We start from the raw sequence: 17,539 nt of genomic DNA on the forward strand, positions 1-17,539 counted from the left end.
AGCATTGTCCACGGCGGGGTGTTCACTCCCCTCGTGACCTCGACCGCCGCCCCCACGACCGCGCCGACGGCGTCCGACAAGGACCCGTGGCCGGCCCTCTTCGCCCTCTGCCTGGGCTTCTTCATGATCCTCGTGGACTCCACGATCGTGTCGGTGGCGACGCCCGCGCTCATCGAGGACCTGCGGGCCGACGTCAACGCGGTGGTCTGGGTGACCAGCGCCTACCTCCTGGCGTACGCCGTGCCGGTGCTGATCACGGGCCGGCTCGGCGACCGGTTCGGGCCGCGGCGGATGTACCTCGCCGGCCTGTCCGTCTTCACGCTCGCCTCGCTGTGGTGCGGCCTGACCGGGTCGATCGAGGGCCTGGTCGCGGCCCGCGTGGTGCAGGGGCTCGGCGCCGCGATGATCACGCCGCAGACGATGGCGATCATCACCCGGATCTTCCCGGCCGAGCGCCGCGGCAAGGCGATGGCGCTGTGGGGCGCGACCGCCGGCGTCGCCACGCTGGTCGGCCCGATCCTCGGCGGCGTGCTGGTCGACGCGCTGGGCTGGGAGTGGATCTTCTTCATCAACGTGCCGGTCGGCGTCGTCGGCTTCGTGCTCGCCCTGCGGCTCGTGCCGGTGCTGCCGACCAACAACCACCGCTTCGACTGGCTCGGGGTGGTGCTCAGCGGCGCGGGCATGTTCCTGCTGGTCTTCGGCGTGCAGGAGGGCCACCAGCTGGAGTGGAGCGCGCTGGTCTGGTCGATGATCGTCGGCGGCGTCGTCGTGCTGGCGCTCTTCGTGGGCTGGCAGGCGCGCAACCGCGCCGAGCCGCTGGTGCCGCTCAGCCTGTTCGGCGACCGCAACTTCTCGCTGGCCAACGTGTCGATCACCGCGATGGGCTTCGCGATCACGGCGATGGCGATCCCGATCATGCTGTGGGCGCAGGTCGTGCGGGGGCTGAGCCCGACCCGGGCCGCGCTGCTGCTCGTGCCGATGGCCGTGATGACCATCGTGCTGGCCCGCCCGGTCGGCGGCCTGACCGACCGGGTTCACCCGCGCCTGCTGACCGGCTTCGGGTTCTCCGGGATCATCGCCTCGCTCGTCTGGCTCGCGTTGGTCCTCCAGCCCGACGGCTCGATCTTCTGGCTGGTGCCGCCGATGCTGCTGCTCGGCGTCGGCAACGCGTTCGTGTGGTCGCCCAACTCCGCGACCGCCACCCGCAACCTGCCGCTGCACCAGGCCGGCGCGGGCTCAGGCGTCTACAACGCCACCCGCCAGGTCGGCGCCGTGCTCGGCTCGGCCGCCATCGCCGTCCTCATGGACGCCCGGCTCGCGGCCGAGGGCCTGCCGGCGTACGGCGGGGGCGAGGCCGGCGCGTCCGCGGCCGGGGGCGACCTCCCCGCGGCCGCTGCGCAGTCGTTCAGCGACGCGATGGGCGCCTCGCTGCTCCTCCCGCCGGCCGTGCTCGTGCTGGGCCTGGTCGCCGTGCTGTTCTTCGAGCGGCCCCGCCACGCCGGCTTCGGCGGCGGCTCGGTCATCCCCGTGCCGGCCGCTGCTGCGGACTGAAGACCCGGGCTAGCCGGGCTCGGTCCGGTCGCTCGGGTGACGAGCCGGCCGGTTGGTTCATCCAGGTATGCAGCCGAACCGTCACTCCCCCGTGTGAACTCACCCTGGGGAGTGACGGGACATCAAGGTATGCAGCCGAACCGGCACCCGGCCCGCCGTCGGTTTCCCTGCATACCTTGATGAAACGACACGACGCCAGCCCCCACAAGAGACCGGCGCCGCGACGTAGGTGCAGGAGCGCTGAGGAGGCGCGTCAGCCGAGGGTCTTGCCGGCGGAGCGCAGGTGCTCGCAGGCCTCGACGACGCGGGCGGCCATGCCGGCCTCGGCGGCCTTGCCCCAGGCGCGGGGGTCGTAGGTCTTCTTGTTGCCGACCTCGCCGTCGACCTTGAGGACGCCGTCGTAGTTGTTGAACATGTGCGCGGCCACGGGGCGGGTGAAGGCGTACTGGGTGTCGGTGTCGACGTTCATCTTGACCACGCCGTAGTCGACGGCGGCGGCGATCTCCTCGGCGGTGGAGCCGGAGCCGCCGTGGAAGACGAGGTGGAACGGCTTGGCGCCGGCCTCGAGGCCGAACTCGGAGACGACCGCCTCCTGGGCCTCCTTGAGCACCTCGGGGCGGAGCTTGACGTTGCCCGGCTTGTAGACGCCGTGCACGTTGCCGAAGGTCAGCGCGGTCATGTAGTAGCCGCGGTCGCCGTACCCCAGTGCCTTGGCGGTCGCGATCGCGTCGGCGGGGGTCGAGTAGAGCTTGTCGTTGATCTCGTGGGCGACGCCGTCCTCCTCGCCGCCGACGACGCCGACCTCGATCTCGAGGATGATCTTCGCGGCGATGCAGCGCTCGAGCAGGTCGGAGGCGATGGTGAGGTTCTCCTCCAGCGGCACCGCGGAGCCGTCCCACATGTGTGACTGGAACAGCGGCGCCTCGCCGCGCTGGACCCGCTCGCGGGAGATCTCCAGCAGCGGGCGGACGAAGCCGTCGAGCTTGTCCTTCGGGCAGTGGTCGGTGTGCAGCGCGATGTTGACCGGGTAGTTCTTGGCGACCTCGGCGGCGTACTGCGCGAAGGCCACCGAGCCGCTCACCATGTTCTTCACCGACGGTCCGGAGAGGTACTCCGCGCCACCGGTCGAGACCTGGATGATGCCGTCCGAACCGGCATCGGCGAAGCCCTTGAGGGCGGCGTTGAGCGTCTGCGAGGACGACACGTTGATGGCCGGGAACGCGTAGGCGTCCTGCTTGGCCGCGTCGAGCATCTCGGCGTACTTCTCGGGGGTCGCGATGGGCACTGCGGGCTCCTCCAGGGACGGTGCAGGACGGGCGGGGCGGGCCCGGCGCCGGTCACGGGCGCGGGCCGGGATTCTGCTGGCACCCTAGTGGCTACCGGCGGGCCATGCTCCGACGCACCTCGCTCCGGACGACCCGGCGCGCCAGCACCCTTCCCCTCCCCGCCGACCACGCCTGGGCGGTGGTGGCGTGCGGCCTGGAGGGGTCGCGGTGGTACGTCGACGCCGGCCCGCTCGTGGTGCGCGGGCTCATCGACCGGCTGGTCGGCGGTGGCGGCCGACGGTGGTCGGTGCCGGACCGCCCGTTGCTGGTGCGCGGGGACACGGTCGGCTTCTGGCGGGTCTGGGAGGTCACGGACGGACCCGGGGAGCCGGGCGGGACGCGCCGGCTGGTGCTCGTCGCGGACGTGCGCTCGCCGGGCCGGGTCACGCTGACGACGACGGTCACGCCCGACGGCGCGAGCGGCTGCCGGCTGGAGCAGGAGGTCCGGCTCGACCCCGACGGGCTCGTCGGTGCGGCGTACCTCCTCGCCGACCTGCCCGCCCGCGAGGCCGTCGCCGAGCTGGTCCACCGCCGCGTCGTCGGTGACGTGCTGCAGGGTCGCTGAGGTGCGGGGCAGGTGAGGGGCCGGTAAGTCGCCGTCGTCGGCCCCGCGGACACCGCCACCGAGGAGCAGCTCGCCGCGGCCACCGAGGTCGGGCGGCTGCTCGCCGACGCCGGCGTCGTCGTGCTCACCGGCGGGATGGGCGGCGTCATGCGCGCCGCCGCGGCCGGTGCCCGGGACGGGGGCGGCACCGCCATCGGCCTGCTGCCGGGGACCGACCGGGCGGAGGGCTCGGCGGAGCACGCCTACCTGGTCCCCACCGGTCTCGGCGAGCTCCGCAACGGCCTGCTCGTGCGCGCCGCCGACGCCGTCGTCGCGGTCGGCTGCAGCTGGGGGACCCTCAGCGAGGTCGCGCTGGCCCGGCGGACCGGCGTGCCACTCGTCCTGCTCGACCCGTGGGACCTGCCCGAGGACGTCGGCACCGTGGTGGTCTCGCCCAGCGAGGCGCTCGGCGCGCTGGAGCGTGACCTCAGCGGGTGACGGAGCGTTCTGGAGGGCAACCGACCCGCATCCAGGAGCCCGACATGCGACTCCCCGCCCTCGCCGCCGCCACCACCGCGGCCCTCGCCCTGGCGCTCGGCGCCCTCAGCCCGTCGCCGGCGGCCACCGGCACCCCGGCCGGCGCCGCGTCCCTCTTCGCACCACGCCTGGTCACGGTGGACACCCCCACCGACGCCCACAAGGACCGACTGGCCGCGCTCGGCCTGGACCTCACCGAGCACGCCGGTCACGACTACGTCGAGGTCGTCCTGCACACTCCGGCCGACCTGCTCGCCCTGGTCGCCGGCGGCTTCACGTTCGACGTGCGCATCCGCGACCTCGTGCGCCGTGGGGTCGAGGTCGCCGAGATCAACGAGGCGTACGCCGCCCGGGTCGCGCGCTCGCCGCTGCCCTCGGGCCGCGACACCTACCGGACCCTGGCCGACTACGAGGCCGACATGGCCGCGCTGGCCCGCAAGCACCGCACGATCGTCAAGCGGTTCGCGCTCGACCGACCGAGCCTGGACGGCCGGACGATCTACGGCGTCGAGATCGGGGAGGACGTCCGGCGACCCGCGAGCGGCCGCCCGACGCTCGTGCTGCTCGGGCTGCACCACGCCCGCGAGTGGCCGTCGGGCGAGAATGCGATGGAGTTCGCGGTCGACCTCGCGACGTCGTACGGCAAGGACCGGCGGATCACCCGGATGCTCCGGCAGGCGCGGGTGGTCGTCGTGCCGGTCGTCAACGTCGACGGGTTCGACCTCTCGCGCACCGACGGGGAGTACGTCGACCTGCGGGCGCTCAACGACGTCGACCCGCTCGGCGGGTCGCTGTCGGTGCTCGCCACCCCGGGCCACGCCTACAAGCGCAAGAACTGCCGCGTCCTCGACGGCGTGGACACCCCGGACGGCACCTGCCGCGCCTCGCTGACCAGCAGCGGCGGCTTCGGCATCGGCGTCGACCTCAACCGCAACTACGGCGGCTTCTGGGGAGGGCCGGGCGCGGCCGCGAGCACGCCGGACCTCGCGAACGTCGAGGCGGGCGTGCTCGACCCGACGTACCGCGGCGCCGCGGCCTTCTCCGAGCCCGAGACGCAGAACATCCGCGACCTGGTGCGCGAGCGGCAGGTCACGATGCTCATCTCCAACCACACCTTCGGCAACCTCATCCTGCGCCCCAACGGGGTCAACCCGGAGACGCTCGGGCCCGACGGCAAGCCGGTCGGCGACGCGCCCGACGAGAAGGCGCTCAAGCGGCTCGGCGCCGCGATGGCGGCCAACAACGGCTACGACAACATCCACGGCTGGGAGCTGTACGACACCACCGGCACGACCGAGGACTGGTCCTACAACGCCACCGGCGGCTTCGGCTACACCTTCGAGATCGGCCCGGACGAGTTCCACCCGCCGTTCCCCGACGTCGTCGACCAGTACCGCGGAGCCGGGAAGTACGCCGGCCGGGGCAACCGCGGTGCCTACCTCGTCGCCCTCCAGCACACCATCGACACCGCGCACCACGGCGTGCTGCGCGGGAAGGCACCCGCCGGGACCGTGCTGCGGCTGCGCAAGGAGTTCCGCTCGCCCACGTGGGAGTCGGCCTACGACGACTTCGTCGACTCGACGATCACCGTGCCCCGCAGCGGGCGGTTCCGCTGGGTGGTGAACCCCTCCACGCGACCGGTCGTGCAGCCGCGGACCTACCGGGTCGACGGCGTCACCCGCACCACCGCGGGCAAGCGCGAGGCGTACACGCTGACCTGCGAGCGGCGCGGGAAGGTCGCGCAGCGCTCGAAGGTCTTCGTGGACCGCGGGCAGGTCGTGCGGCTCGGCGCCGCCTGCCGACGGTGAGGACCTAGCCGACCCGGGCGAGGAAGGCGAGGACGCGCTCGACCAGCAGGTCGGTCGCGTCCTCGTCGTACGTCGCCAGGCCGCTGTCGGCGAACAGGTGCACGTCACCGGGGTAGGTGAACAGCTCCACCTCCGCGACCCCGGACCCGGCGAAGTCCCGGGCCGCGTCGAGGTCGCCCTCCTCGGCGAAGAACGGGTCGGCGTCCATGCCGTGCACCTGCGCCGGCAGCCCGTCGGGCCAGGTGCCGAACTCCGTCGGTGGCACGAACGACTCCATCAGCACCGCCCCGCGCACGCCCGGGCGGGTCTGCGCGACCAGCTGGGCCGGCAGCACGCCGAGCGAGAAGCCGGCCGTCACCAGCGCCTCGGGCAGGCCGGCCGCCGCCTCCCGGCCGCGCTCGAGGACGGTGGCGAAGCCGAGCTCCTGGGCGTGGGCGACCCCCTCCTCGACGGCGCCGAACACGCGCCCGTCGAACAGGTCGGGCGTGTGCACGGCATGCCCGCCGGCGCTCAGCCGGTCGGCGAACGCCCGCACGCCGTCGGTCAGCCCCAACGCGTGGTGGAACAGCAGGATGTCGGTCATGCGGCCATCGTGGACCCGGGCACCGACAGAGGGCTACCCCCGCCAGGCGTCGCCGGAGAGGTCGGCGTGCGCGCGGACCCAGGAGTGCATCGCGATCGCGGCGGCCGCGCTGGCGTTGATGGAGCGGGTCGAGCCGAACTGCGCGATCGAGAACGTCCCGTCGCAGGCCTCGCGGGCGGCCTCGCTCAGCCCCGGACCCTCCTGCCCGAAGAGGAAGCAGACGCGGCGCGGCACGTCGGTGGTCTCCAGGTGCAGCGAGCCGGGGAGGTTGTCGATGCCGAGCAGCGGGACCGGCCCGCCCGGCAGGTCGGCGAGGTACGCCGCCAGGTCGGTGACCGTCGGGTGGTGCCGGACGTGCTGGTAGCGGTCGGTGACCATCGCGCCGCGACGGTTCCACCGGCGGTTCCCGACGATGTGCACCTCGGCCGCGAGGAACGCGTTGGCCGAGCGGACGATCGTGCCGATGTTGAAGTCGTGCTGCCAGTTCTCGATCGCCACGTGGAAGTCGTGGCGGCGGGTGTCGAGGTCGGCCACGATCGCCTCGACCGTCCAGTACCGGTAGCGGTCGACGACGTTGCGGCGGTCGCCCTCGGCCAGCAGCGCGGCGTCGTACTGCTCCCCCGTCGGCCAGGACTCCGGCCCGCCCGGCCACGGACCCACGCCGACCTCGGCCGGTCCGTGCGGCATCGGGTCGTACGGCGCCCGGCGGTCCTCCTCCACGCCCCGCAGCGTAGGTGGCCGACCCGGCGCGTCCGGCGCCCGGCCGTTAGGCTGCGAGGGTGAGCGCGCTCGCGGGAGGCTTGGCCCTCCCCTCGCCGATGATGCTCGGCCTGGACTTCCTGGACCCGCAGTGGCTCCTCTCCCAGTTCGGGGCCGAGCTGTTCTGGATCAGCCTGCTCATCGTCTTCGTCGAGTGCGGCCTGTTCTTCCCCTTCCTGCCCGGCGACAGCCTCCTCTTCGCGCTGGGGATCTTCATCGCCACGGGCCAGATCGACCTCTTCCCCGGCACCCGCCTGGCCGAGCTCGGCATCGCGATGGTGCTGATGGTGGTCGCGGCGTGGCTCGGCAACGTGGTCGGCTACGAGATCGGCCGGCGGATCGGCCCGAGCCTGCGCGAGCGCGACGGGCGGGTGCTGAAGCAGAAGTACTTCGACCAGACCGAGGCCTTCTTCGACCGCCACGGCAACAAGGCCCTGGTCATCGGCCGGTTCGTCGCCTTCGTCCGCACCTACATCACCGTCGTCGCCGGTATCACCGGGATGCCCCGGCGCCGGTTCTACGTGTGGAGCGCCGTCGGGGGCGTCTGCTGGGTCGTCGGCGTCACCTGCCTGGGCTACTTCCTCGGCCACACCGTCCCGTGGCTGGAGAGCAACATCGACCTGATCTTCCTGGTCATCCTCGCCTTCACCGCCGTGCCGATCGCCTACGAGTGGTGGCGCCACCGCCGCACCGACAGCCCCCTCGCCGACGACAACGACCACGACGGCCGGCCCGACCGCGACATCACCGGCGCCTCCGTCCCGCCGCGCTCCGGCGCCTGAGACTGCCGGCACCTCCGCCGGTCGAGCAGCGGAGGTCAGGCGGCGCGGCGGTCGTGCCGGATGGCGCGGACGCGGAGCACGAGCCACCAGCAGACGGCGAGGGCGACGGTGACGATGACGACCCATTGGAAGACGCCGACGTACTGCTCGACGCGGTGCCACTGCTCGCCGAGCCAGTAGCCGGCAAGCACGAAGACGGTGTTCCAGATGGCCGAGCCGAGGAAGGTCAGCAGCAGGAACTGGCCGAACGGCATCCGCTCCAGGCCGGCCGGCACCGAGATCAGGCTGCGGAAGATGGGAATCATCCGGCCGAAGAACACCGCCTTGCGGCCGTGCCGGCCGAACCACGCCTCGGTCTTCTCCAGGTCCTCGGTCTTGACCAGCGGCAGCCGCTCCCAGACCCAGTAGACGCGGTCGCGGCCGATGACCACACCGAGCACGTAGAGCAGCACCGCGCCGACGACCGACCCGGCGGTGGTCCAGCCGAGCGCCTCGGCCAGCGTGAAGCTGCCGCGGCTGGCGGTGAACCCGGCCAGCGGGAGGATCACCTCGCTGGGCAGCGGCGGGAAGAGGTTCTCCAGCGCGATCGCCAGCCCCGCGCCGGGCGCGCCGAGCTTCTCCATCAGGTCGACGGCCCAGCCGGCGACCCCGCCGACGTCGTCCGCCGACCCGGCAGCCAGGGCGACCACGTCCGTCCTCATCCGCCGGAGCGGGCCGTGGCGCGGCGGTCCTCGGACCGCCTTTCGAGACGCGCCTCGATGACGATGAGCAGTGCGACCACCGCGGCGCCGAGCAGCGCGAGCAGCACGGGACCGGCCACCGGGTCGTCGGGCGCGAGCAACGAGCCCGGCCCGTGCGCCTCGCCGTCCCCGCCGCCCGGCTGCGTCTGCCACGGCCACAGCGCCCGCAGCGAGCCGATCATCAGTCCCGCCATCGCGAGCAGCGTCGTGCGCCGGTGCCGGTCCAGCAGGTGGTTGAGGACCTGGACGAAGGAGCCCAGGCCGACGGCCGCTCCGAGGGCGAAGACCGCCAGGTACCCCAGGTCACGCTCGTGCACGGCGTCGAGGGTGGTGCTGTAGAGCCCCACCGCCAGCAGGAAGAACGAGCCGGAGACGCCTGGCACCACCAACGCGCAGATCGCCACGGCGGCCGCAGCGAGGACGACGTACGGCGCCGGGTCGGCCGACGTGCCGCCGCCCGCAAGACCGACCAGCACGAAGGCGACGACCGCCGCCGTCAGCACCACCGCGACGTCCACCAGCGGTGGGCGGTGGGCGCCGGGCAGCATCCGCAGCGGCACCAGCACCGAGACGCAGACCAGGCCGAGGAACAGGCCGCGGGCCAGCTCGGGTCGGCCGGTCACGAAGGACTCCATCACCCCGGCGACGGTCAGCACCGCGGCGACCATGCCGACCAGGACCGGCCCCACCAGCAGCCAGTCGGTGCGCCGCAGCTCCGCCCGGGCCGAGCGCAGGCGTTCCGGGCCCGTCAGGAGGCAGCGACCAGCGCGCAGCACGTGCGACGCGGACTCGATGAGCTGCTCGTAGACGCCCGTCACGAGGGCGACCGTGCCGCCCGACACGCCTGGGACGAGCTCGGCCATGCCGATGAGGAACCCCCGGACCAGGTCCAGCGCGAGCTGCAGGGGCGACCGCCTCGCGGGCCGCGAACCGTCCCCCGGGCCGGCCTCCGGCGTGGCCTGCTCAGCCACGAGCCGCGTCGAGGTCGGCCTTGGTCAGCACCGAGCGGACCTCGAGGCCGAGGTCGGCCAGCGGCTGCTCGCCCTCCGGGCTGCGGTCGATCGCGCAGACCACGACCTCCACGACGGCGCCGGCCTCGCGCAGCGCCAGCGTCGCGTCGCGCACCGCGCCGCCGGTGGTGATGACGTCCTCGACGAGGGTGACCCGCCGCCCGGCGACGGCCGGGCCCTCGGCGAGCTTGCAGGTGCCGTACTCCTTGGCCTTCTTGCGCACGAACAGCGCCGGCGTCCCGGTCATGCCGCTCACCGACGTCGCCAGCGGCACCCCGCCGAGCTCGAGGCCGCCGACCAGCTCGGTGTCGTGCGGCAGCAGCTGGACCATCTCCCGCGCGACCCGCTGGAGCAGGATCGGGTCGGCCTCGAAGAGGTACTTGTCGAAGTACTCCGGCGCCACCTGTCCCGACCGGAGCGTGAACGTCCCGGTCAGGCGGCAGCAGGCGTCGATGTCGGCGGCGAGCGAGTCGTCGGTGGTGGTCACGCGCGCCATTGTCCCGTACGCCGCCAGCCCGGCCGGCCGCGTGCCCCGCGCTGCGTACGCTGGCGAGCGTGCTGACTCCCCGGACGGCCGCCCGCACTGCTGCCCGCTTGGGCGGCATCCCGCCGACGATCTTCACCGAAATGTCCGCGCTCGCGCTGCGGACCGGGTCGGTGAACCTCGGCCAGGGCTTCCCCGACCTCGACGGGCCCGCGTCGGTCATCGAGGAGGCGGCCGCGGCGCTGCGCAGCGGGCACAACCAGTACGCCCCGGGGCCCGGCGTCCCCGCGCTGCGGCAGGCGGTGGCGCGCCACCAGCAGCGGCACTACGGCCTCGAGCTCGACCCCGACACCGAGGTCGTCGTGACCACCGGCGCGACCGAGGGCATCGCCGCCGCGCTGCTCGGCCTGGTCGACCCCGGCGACGAGGTGGTCGTGCTCGAGCCCTACTACGACTCCTACCTCGCGATGATCCAGATGGCCGGAGGGGTACGCCGCCCGGTCACCCTCCGCGCGCCGGACTTCCGCCTCGACCCCGACGCGCTCCGCGCGGCGGTGGGCCCGCGCACGAAGCTGATCCTCCTGAACTCCCCGCACAACCCGACCGGCACGGTGCTGACCCGCGACGAGCTCGCCGCGGTCGCCGCGGTCGCGATCGAGCACGACCTGGTCGTGGTGACCGACGAGGTCTACGAGCACCTCACCTTCGACCACGAGCACGTGCCGCTCGCGACCCTGCCGGGCATGCGCGAGCGGACGCTGACGCTCTCGAGCGTGGGCAAGTCCTGGTCGTTCACCGGGTGGAAGGTCGGCTGGGCGACCGGCCCGCGCGAGCTCGTCGGTGCCCTGCTGGGTGCCAAGCAGTGGCTCACCTTCACCTCCGGCGCGCCGCTGCAGCCGGCGGTCGCCCGGGCGCTCGACGAGGAGCCGGAGTGGCCGCGCGAGCTGGCCCGCGACCTGCGCCGGCGCCGCGACCGGCTCTGCGCGGGGCTGGCCGAGGTGGGGATGGACGTGCGGGTGCCGGAGGGCACCTACTTCGCGATCGCCGACGTGGCGGCGTACGGCTGGGCCGATGGGCGGGAGTTCTGCCTCGCCCTGCCGGAGCGGGCCGGCGTGGTCGCGATCCCGGCGGTGGCCTTCCACGACGACGTCGAGGCCGGGCGGCACCTGGTGCGCTGGGCGTTCTGCAAGGAGGAGTCGGTCATCGAGGACGGCCTCGCTCGGCTGCGCGAGGCCGACCTCATGGCCTGAGCCGGCGGGTCAGCCCCAGGGCTGGGTGGTGCCCGGCGGGAGCGGCTGACCCGGCTGCTGGCCCGGCTGCTGGCCGCGGCGCGCGAACCAGTCGCCCGCGCCGCCGGCGAAGAGCAGGATGATCGTGGCGACCGAGGCGATGAACGGCACCGCGGAGACGATCGACAGGATGCCGACCAGGCTGAGCAGGGCGCTGATGGCGGCGCTGACGACCAGCAGGATCCGGGCGACGTTGGACCGGCGCATGGCCAGCACCGCGAGCACGCACGCGATCACGGACCAGATGAAGAGCACCGCCATGACCACCGTGAAGATGGTGGCCAGCTCGTCGCCGGTCGGCATGTCGGTGCTGTTGAAGGCCGGGTCGTCCTCGATCGCCTTGCGCAGCTCGTCGGAGAACGACTCGCGGGCCACCGCCAGCGCGGCGGTCGCCAGGCCGAAGAGCACGGCGGACAGGCCGGCGCACACCAGCGTGATGACGGCGGCCGCGGTGACGGTGCCGGGCCGGCGGTCCGGGTCGCCGCCGCCGGTCGGACCGTAGCCACCGGGTCCGGCGCCGTACGGCGAGCCGGCGGGGCCGGAGCCGTAGGGCGAGCCGCCGGCCGGGCCGGAGCCGTACGGGGAGGCCGGCTGCCCGGGCGTCTGGCCGTAGGGGTTCTCGCTCGGCGGGGGTGGTCCGTAGGGAGAGTCGCTCATGAGGACCACTCTTCCAGACACCGGCGACGGCCGGCGGGTGCGCGCGTCAGCGGCGCGCGGCGAAGGCCCGCGCGTCCGGGCGGGCCAGCAGCACCAGCGTCGCGACACAGATGCCGAGCGGGACGAGCACGATGACGTTGCCGCTGAGCACGCTGACCAGGCACAGGGCGGCCGCCGCCGCCGCCGAGACGACCAGGGTCAGCCGGGCCCAGCCGGCGCCGCGCCAGGCGAGGCCGGCGAGCACCGCGGCGACCACGGACCAGACCACGACGAGCACCCCGGCGGCCACGACGGCCTCGCGCAGCGTGGACGCGGACAGGTCGCGGTCCCCGAGCTGCGGGTTGCGCCGCAGCTGGTCGAGCACGAAGTCCGGCGCGACCAGCACCACGAGCACCACCATGCCCATGCCGATGGCGGCCAGGCCGGTGCCGGCCCAGGTCAGCGCGCACGCCCACACCAGGCTGGAGGGGCGGGCGCCACTCCCCGCCGAGGAGTACGCCGCCGGCGACGGGGCCCGCGAGCGGGACTGCGCCGCGTGCCCGGCGGCCTCGGGCCGGCCGCCGGCCGGCGTGCCGAACCCCTGCCACGCCCGCGGCTCCGACGCCCCGCCGGCCGGCCGGTCCTCCGCCGCCGGCGGCGTCGTGGAGCCCGGCGCCTCGACCCACCGCGCCGACGGGTCGGACGACCCGGACGAGCGAGACGACCCGGACGAGCGGTCCCCGCCCGGGCGCGCCCGCTCGGGCCGGGCCGGTGGCTCGGTGCCGTCGAACCACGACCGCGTCGGCTGCATCCACAGCACGACCACGGCGGCGGCGACGACCGCGGAGACGAACCCGCCGACGGCCATGCCGGTCAGGAACAGCGGCACCGCCAGCACCGACAGCACCAGCCGCGCGCTGCGGGAGCGCTGGAGGACGTGGTAGCCGAGCACGGCGGAGGCGGCCGCGCAGGCGGCGGCCGTCATCGTCAGCACCCGCAGCGCGTCGATGACCTCGGCGGTGCCGAGCCCGAGCCCGTCGCCGGGCGGGACGGCGAGGAAGTCCTCGACGGACTCGCGGGTCTCGAGGCTGGTGAGCCCCGAGACCCGCTCGAAGGCCGAGAGCACGACGAACACCGAGCCGACCATGATCATCCAGGCCGACAGCGTGGCCTGGCGGGGACGGACCGGCTGCGTGCTCATGCCGCCCAGTCTCCCAGGTCAGCCCGCACGCAGCTCCAGGCCCTCGCCGCCGACGTCGACCGAGACCGAGCCGCCGTCGGTGACCTCGCCGCCGATGAGCATCCGCGCGAGCGGGTCGCCGATGGCCGACTGGATGAGCCGACGCAGCGGGCGGGCGCCGTACGCCGGGTCCCAGCCCTTCTCGGCCAGCCAGGACTTGGCGGCCGGGCTGACCTCGACGGCGATCCGCCGCACCGCCAGCCGCTGCCCGAGCAGCGCGAGCTGCAGGTCGACGATCCGGGTCAGGTCGGCCAGCGACAGGGCGTCGAAGGTGACGATCTCGTCGAGCCGGTTGAGGAACTCCGGCTTGAACGACGAGCGGACGACCGCCATCACCGACTCGCGCTTCTTCTCCGGGTCCAGCGTCGGGTCGACGAGGTAGGTCGAGCCGAGGTTGCTGGTGAGGATCAGCAGCGTGTTGCGGAAGTCGACCGTGCGGCCCTGGCCGTCGGTGAGCCGGCCGTCGTCGAGCACCTGGAGCAGGATGTCGAAGACCTCCGGGTGCGCCTTCTCGACCTCGTCGAGCAGGACGACGGAGTACGGCCGGCGCCGCACCGCCTCGGTGAGCTGGCCGCCCTCGTCGTAGCCGACGTAGCCGGGAGGCGCACCGACCAGCCGCGAGACGGCGTGCTTCTCGGAGTACTCGCTCATGTCGATGCGGACGATCGCCCGATCGTCGTCGAAGAGGAAGTCCGCGAGCGCCTTGGCCAGCTCGGTCTTGCCCGTGCCGGTGGGGCCGAGGAAGAGGAACGAGCCGGTCGGCCGGTTCGGGTCGGCGATGCCGGCCCGGGAGCGGCGCACCGCGTCGCTCACCGCGGTCACCGCCTCGCGCTGGCCGATCAGCCGCTCGCCGATGACCTCCTCCATCCGCAGCAGCTTGGCGGTCTCGCCCTCGAGCATCCGGCCGGTCGGGATGCCGGTCCACGCCTCGACGACGTCGGCGACCTGCTCGGCGCCGACCTCCTCGCCGACGAGCGGCTCGAGGGTCGAGGTCTGCGCGGAGGCGGCGTTCTCGATCTGCTGCTCCAGCTCGGGGATGCGTCCGTAGAGGATCTCGCTGGCCTTGCCGAGGTCGCCCTCGCGCTGCAGCCGCTCGGCCTCGATCCGCAGCTGGTCGAGCTGGCGGCGCAGCTCGCCCTCGCCCTCGAGCGACTGCTTCTCCGCCTCCCACCGGGCCTCGAGCGCACGCAGCTCCTCCTCGTGGTCGGCGAGGTCGGCGCGCAGCCGCTCGAGCCGGTCGGCGGAGGCCTCGTCGCTCTCCTTCTCCAGCGCGAACTCCTCCATCTTCAGCCGCTCGACCGCGCGGCGGAGCTGGTCGATCTCCTCCGGGGAGGACTCGATCTCCATCCGCAGCCGGCTGGCGGCCTCGTCGATGAGGTCGATCGCCTTGTCCGGCAGCTGGCGGCCGGGGATGTAGCGGTCGCTGAGGGTCGCGGCGGCGACGAGCGCGGCGTCGGTGATCCGGACGCCGTGGTGCGCCTCGTACTTCTCCTGGATGCCGCGCAGGATCTGCACGGTGTCCTCGACGCTGGGCTCGCCGACGAAGACCTGCTGGAAGCGGCGCTCGAGGGCGGGGTCCTTCTCGATCCGCTCGCGGTACTCGTCGAGCGTGGTCGCGCCGATCATGTGCAGCTCGCCGCGGGCGAGCATCGGCTTGAGCATGTTGCCGGCGTCCATCGCCGAGTCACCGCCGGCGCCCGCGCCGACCACGGTGTGCAGCTCGTCGATGAACGTGATGACCTGCCCGCCGGCGTCCTTGACCTCCTCGAGGACGGCCTTGAGCCGCTCCTCGAACTCGCCCCGGTACTTCGCGCCGGCCACCATCGCGGCCAGGTCGAGGCTCAGCACGCGGCGGCCCTTGAGGGAGTCCGGCACGTCGCCCGCGACCACGCGCTGGGCGAGGCCCTCGACGACGGCGGTCTTGCCCACGCCGGGCTCGCCGATGAGGACGGGGTTGTTCTTGGTGCGCCGGGACAGGACCTGCACGACGCGGCGGATCTCGGCGTCGCGGCCGATGACCGGGTCGAGCCGGCCCTCCTCGGCGGCCCGGGTGAGGTCGACGGAGTACTTCTCGAGCGCCTCGTACGTCGACTCGGCGTCCTGGCTCGTCACGCGCCGGTTGCCGCGGACGGCGGTCAGCGACTCGCGCAGCCCGGCGGCGGTCAGCCCGGCGTCGGTCAGCACCGTGCGGGCGCTGCTCTCGACGGTGGCCAGCGAGATCAGCAGGTGCTCGGAGGCGACGTACTCGTCCTTCATCGAGGCGGCGAGGTCGAGCGCCCCGGCGAGCACCCGGGTCAGCGCGGGGGACGCCGCCGGCTGCTGGACCGTCGCGCCGGACGCCGCCGGCAGCCGGTCGCGCGCGGCGGCCGCGGTCCGCACGAGGGCGGCCGCGTCGACGCCGGCCTTGCCGACGAGGTTCGCGGCGGTGCCGCCCTCCTGGAGGAGGAGCGCGACCAGCAGGTGGATCGGCTCGGTGGCCGTGTGGCCGGCGGTGGTGGCGGAGAGCTGCGCGGCCTCGATGGCCTCGCGGCTGCGGGTCGTGAACTTCTCGGCACCGAACTGGCTCATGGGTGGGATCTCCTGCTTCTCGGTGGTCTAGCGACCTGAAGGGGGACCAGTGTGGTCGTCGCTGGGCACAACGCGCCAGGAGTTGAGTCTGTTCCACTCAACTTCGACTTCTTTCCGCAGGTGGGGGCGGGTGCGCCCCCACCTCCCCACCCGAACGGCGGGCTGCCTAGTCCGGGCGGGTCATTTGCCGCGGATGGGGCTGCGCCGCCGCACCGCCGTCCTAGATTGCGTCGCGGGAGCCCCGGCCTGGCCGGGACAGGGGAGGAACAGATGACGGCCCTCACGGCCGCGGGCGGGGCGAGCCTGCTCGCGCACGGCGTGCACTGGACCATCGTCCTCGGCGGGACCGCCGGGATGCTGGCGCTGGTGCTGCCGTCGCTGCTCGACAGGTTCGCCCCGCGTCTGGCCCGCTACGTCGACCCGGCGCCGCGACGCCCGCGCGACGAGCACGAGCGGCGGGTCCACGAGGTGCGGCGGCACCTGCTGGCCGGCGCGCCCAGCGGCGTACCCACCGCCACGCCGTTCTTCCCCGGCACCACCCGGCACCTGGACGAGCCGCCCGAGCGGCCGTCGTACGCCGCCTGCCTCACCGTCCCCGTCGCGCTGGCCGGCAGCCTGGCGGCCGCCGGGGTGCACGCGGCCGTGGGCGCGGCCCACCTGTCCGGGCAGCCGCTGCTCGGCTCGCTCTTCGTGCTCTGCGCGTTCGCCCAGCTGGCCTGGGCCGCCCAGCTGCTCCAGGCGCCGTCGGCCTCGGTGGTCACCCTCGGGCTGGTCGGCAACGCCGGCCTGGTGGCGGCCTGGCTGGCCACCCGGCTGCCGGTGCTGCCCCTGCCCGGGTCCGGCGCCGAGCCGTTCGGGGTCTGGGACGTGCTCGCCGCCGGCTGGCAGGTCGCGGTCGTCGTGGCGTGCGCGTCGCTGCTGGCCACCGGCTCCGCCGCGACCCGGCCGGCCGCGTGGCGCGCCTGGCGGCCCGCGGCCCGCGCCGTGCTCGTCGGCTCGGCGCTGCTGCTCGTCCTCACGTCCACGAGCGGGGTGCCCGCGTGATCGAGTCCTGGGTCGTCGGCCTGGTCTGCAACACCGTGATCATGGTGGCCTACCTGCTGATCAGCGTCGCGATCATCGTGCCGCTGTGGCGCAGCCACCAGCTGCGGTCGAACCCGCTGGGTGCCGCCACCGCCGCGATCTTCCTGTCCTGCGCGGTCCACCACGGCGCGCACTCGGTGCACATGCTGATGCCGACCTTCGGTGTCGACGTGGCGGCCGGCTACGCGATGCGCACAGCCTGGGGCTGGCCGCTGGCGATCTCCGACATCGTCGGCGCGCTGGTCGGCCTCTGGTACTGGTCGCTGCGGCGCACCTACTCCTCCCTCATGCAGGGCGCGCAGCTCTTCGAGGACCTCCGCCGCCGCGAGCAGCAGGCGCTCGAGCTCAACGACACCGTCCTCCAGGGGATGGTCGTGGCGAAGATGGCGCTCGACCTCGACGACCCGGTGAAGGCGCACGCTGCGCTCGGCACCTCGATCGACTCCGCCAGCCGGATCATCACCTCCCTGCTCGGCAGCCAGCACTTCGACGTCGACATGACCCGCAGCGCGCCGGCCGACGTCGGCGCGCCCACCCCAGCACCCGGCCCTGCCGCCGTCCCCGCCCCTGCCACCGAGAGGCCCGCCCCATGACCGCCGT

General features: G+C 73.8%; 16 protein-coding genes and 1 pseudogene. 8 read left to right on the forward strand and 9 right to left on the reverse strand.

The features are described from left to right. The first annotated feature begins 33 nt into the window (after window positions 1-33). Window positions 34-1,551: a DHA2 family efflux MFS transporter permease subunit gene (locus tag G6553_RS15205; protein ID WP_166194696.1), complete on the forward strand. Its 1,518-nt coding sequence runs from the start codon at window positions 34-36 to the stop codon at window positions 1,549-1,551. Window positions 1,552-1,804: 253 nt separating this feature from the next. On the opposite strand, the gene fbaA is transcribed toward G6553_RS15205, so the two are convergent. Continuing rightward, window positions 1,805-2,836, reverse strand: a complete 1,032-nt coding sequence (fbaA, locus tag G6553_RS15210) for a class II fructose-bisphosphate aldolase (RefSeq protein WP_166194699.1) — start codon at window positions 2,834-2,836, stop codon at window positions 1,805-1,807. 104 nt (window positions 2,837-2,940) lie between these two features. Here fbaA and G6553_RS15215 point away from each other — a divergent pair, with 104 nt between their 5' ends. From G6553_RS15215 to G6553_RS15225, 3 genes and pseudogenes are all read left to right on the forward strand, one after another. Continuing rightward, window positions 2,941-3,441, forward strand: coding sequence for a DUF2867 domain-containing protein (locus tag G6553_RS15215; RefSeq protein WP_166194702.1), 501 nt, complete (start codon window positions 2,941-2,943; stop codon window positions 3,439-3,441). A gap of 39 nt (window positions 3,442-3,480) precedes the next feature. Further along, window positions 3,481-3,918: pseudogene (locus G6553_RS15220) on the forward strand (TIGR00725 family protein); the annotation flags it as partial. A 44-nt stretch (window positions 3,919-3,962) separates the two neighbouring features. Next, a complete protein-coding gene (locus G6553_RS15225; RefSeq protein ID WP_166194705.1) occupies window positions 3,963-5,765 on the forward strand; it encodes a zinc carboxypeptidase in 1,803 nt (600 codons plus the stop codon). Window positions 5,766-5,769: 4 nt separating this feature from the next. On the opposite strand, the gene G6553_RS15230 is transcribed toward G6553_RS15225, so the two are convergent. Then, window positions 5,770-6,348: a dienelactone hydrolase family protein gene (locus G6553_RS15230; protein ID WP_166194708.1), complete on the reverse strand. Its 579-nt coding sequence runs from the start codon at window positions 6,346-6,348 to the stop codon at window positions 5,770-5,772. 33 nt (window positions 6,349-6,381) lie between these two features. After that, window positions 6,382-7,035, reverse strand: coding sequence for an RNA methyltransferase (locus G6553_RS15235; protein WP_166194749.1), 654 nt, complete (start codon window positions 7,033-7,035; stop codon window positions 6,382-6,384). Between the two features lie 92 nt (window positions 7,036-7,127). Between G6553_RS15235 and G6553_RS15240 the strand changes: the two genes are divergently transcribed. Continuing rightward, window positions 7,128-7,889, forward strand: coding sequence for a VTT domain-containing protein (locus G6553_RS15240; protein ID WP_347565738.1), 762 nt, complete (start codon window positions 7,128-7,130; stop codon window positions 7,887-7,889). Window positions 7,890-7,924: 35 nt separating this feature from the next. Here G6553_RS15240 and G6553_RS15245 read toward each other — a convergent pair whose 3' ends face one another. From G6553_RS15245 to pyrE, 3 genes are read right to left on the reverse strand one after another with little or no spacing between them, the layout of a single operon-like run. Beyond that, window positions 7,925-8,590, reverse strand: a complete 666-nt coding sequence (locus G6553_RS15245) for a DedA family protein (protein WP_166194710.1) — start codon at window positions 8,588-8,590, stop codon at window positions 7,925-7,927. Next, complete coding sequence (locus G6553_RS15250) at window positions 8,587-9,600, reverse strand: DUF368 domain-containing protein (protein WP_207619834.1); 1,014 nt, start codon at window positions 9,598-9,600, stop codon at window positions 8,587-8,589. Before G6553_RS15250 ends, G6553_RS15245 begins: the two co-directional genes overlap by 4 nt. Further along, window positions 9,593-10,135, reverse strand: coding sequence for an orotate phosphoribosyltransferase (gene pyrE / locus G6553_RS15255; RefSeq protein ID WP_166194713.1), 543 nt, complete (start codon window positions 10,133-10,135; stop codon window positions 9,593-9,595). Before pyrE ends, G6553_RS15250 begins: the two co-directional genes overlap by 8 nt. A 59-nt stretch (window positions 10,136-10,194) precedes the next feature. Here pyrE and G6553_RS15260 point away from each other — a divergent pair, with 59 nt between their 5' ends. After that, window positions 10,195-11,373, forward strand: a complete 1,179-nt coding sequence (locus G6553_RS15260) for a pyridoxal phosphate-dependent aminotransferase (RefSeq protein WP_347565739.1) — start codon at window positions 10,195-10,197, stop codon at window positions 11,371-11,373. Window positions 11,374-11,382: 9 nt separating this feature from the next. On the opposite strand, the gene G6553_RS15265 is transcribed toward G6553_RS15260, so the two are convergent. Genes G6553_RS15265 through clpB form a run of 3 tightly spaced genes read right to left on the reverse strand, consistent with a single transcriptional unit; the run spans window position 11,383 to window position 15,856 of the window. Continuing rightward, window positions 11,383-12,069, reverse strand: a complete 687-nt coding sequence (locus tag G6553_RS15265; protein WP_166194716.1) for a cytochrome d ubiquinol oxidase subunit II — start codon at window positions 12,067-12,069, stop codon at window positions 11,383-11,385. 46 nt (window positions 12,070-12,115) lie between these two features. After that, window positions 12,116-13,249, reverse strand: coding sequence for a hypothetical protein (locus tag G6553_RS15270; RefSeq protein ID WP_166194719.1), 1,134 nt, complete (start codon window positions 13,247-13,249; stop codon window positions 12,116-12,118). Between the two features lie 18 nt (window positions 13,250-13,267). Continuing rightward, entirely contained in the window at window positions 13,268-15,856 is a 2,589-nt protein-coding gene (clpB, locus tag G6553_RS15275; protein WP_166194722.1) for an ATP-dependent chaperone ClpB, read from the reverse strand. 270 nt (window positions 15,857-16,126) lie between these two features. Between clpB and G6553_RS15280 the strand changes: the two genes are divergently transcribed. Together G6553_RS15280 and G6553_RS15285 are read left to right on the forward strand one after the other, a co-directional pair. Then, window positions 16,127-16,900, forward strand: coding sequence for a hypothetical protein (locus tag G6553_RS15280; RefSeq protein WP_166194725.1), 774 nt, complete (start codon window positions 16,127-16,129; stop codon window positions 16,898-16,900). Further along, window positions 16,897-17,532: a hypothetical protein gene (locus G6553_RS15285; RefSeq protein ID WP_166194728.1), complete on the forward strand. Its 636-nt coding sequence runs from the start codon at window positions 16,897-16,899 to the stop codon at window positions 17,530-17,532. Before G6553_RS15280 ends, G6553_RS15285 begins: the two co-directional genes overlap by 4 nt. The last annotated feature ends 7 nt before the right edge of the window (window positions 17,533-17,539 follow it).

This window comes from Nocardioides sp. IC4_145 (genome assembly GCF_011250565.1).
Classification (GTDB): Bacteria; Actinomycetota; Actinomycetes; order Propionibacteriales; family Nocardioidaceae; genus Nocardioides.

Coding starts and splice junctions, on each gene's coding strand:
- pyrE (WP_166194713.1), bottom strand. CDS start 10,135: ATGGCGCGCGTGACCACCACCGACGACTCGCTCGCCGCCGACATCGAC.
- G6553_RS15230 (WP_166194708.1), bottom strand. CDS start 6,348: ATGACCGACATCCTGCTGTTCCACCACGCGTTGGGGCTGACCGACGGC.
- G6553_RS15245 (WP_166194710.1), bottom strand. CDS start 8,590: ATGAGGACGGACGTGGTCGCCCTGGCTGCCGGGTCGGCGGACGACGTC.
- G6553_RS15265 (WP_166194716.1), bottom strand. CDS start 12,069: ATGAGCGACTCTCCCTACGGACCACCCCCGCCGAGCGAGAACCCCTAC.
- G6553_RS15225 (WP_166194705.1), top strand. CDS start 3,963: ATGCGACTCCCCGCCCTCGCCGCCGCCACCACCGCGGCCCTCGCCCTG.
- G6553_RS15235 (WP_166194749.1), bottom strand. CDS start 7,035: ATGCCGCACGGACCGGCCGAGGTCGGCGTGGGTCCGTGGCCGGGCGGG.
- G6553_RS15215 (WP_166194702.1), top strand. CDS start 2,941: ATGCTCCGACGCACCTCGCTCCGGACGACCCGGCGCGCCAGCACCCTT.
- G6553_RS15270 (WP_166194719.1), bottom strand. CDS start 13,249: ATGAGCACGCAGCCGGTCCGTCCCCGCCAGGCCACGCTGTCGGCCTGG.
- clpB (WP_166194722.1), bottom strand. CDS start 15,856: ATGAGCCAGTTCGGTGCCGAGAAGTTCACGACCCGCAGCCGCGAGGCC.
- G6553_RS15280 (WP_166194725.1), top strand. CDS start 16,127: ATGACGGCCCTCACGGCCGCGGGCGGGGCGAGCCTGCTCGCGCACGGC.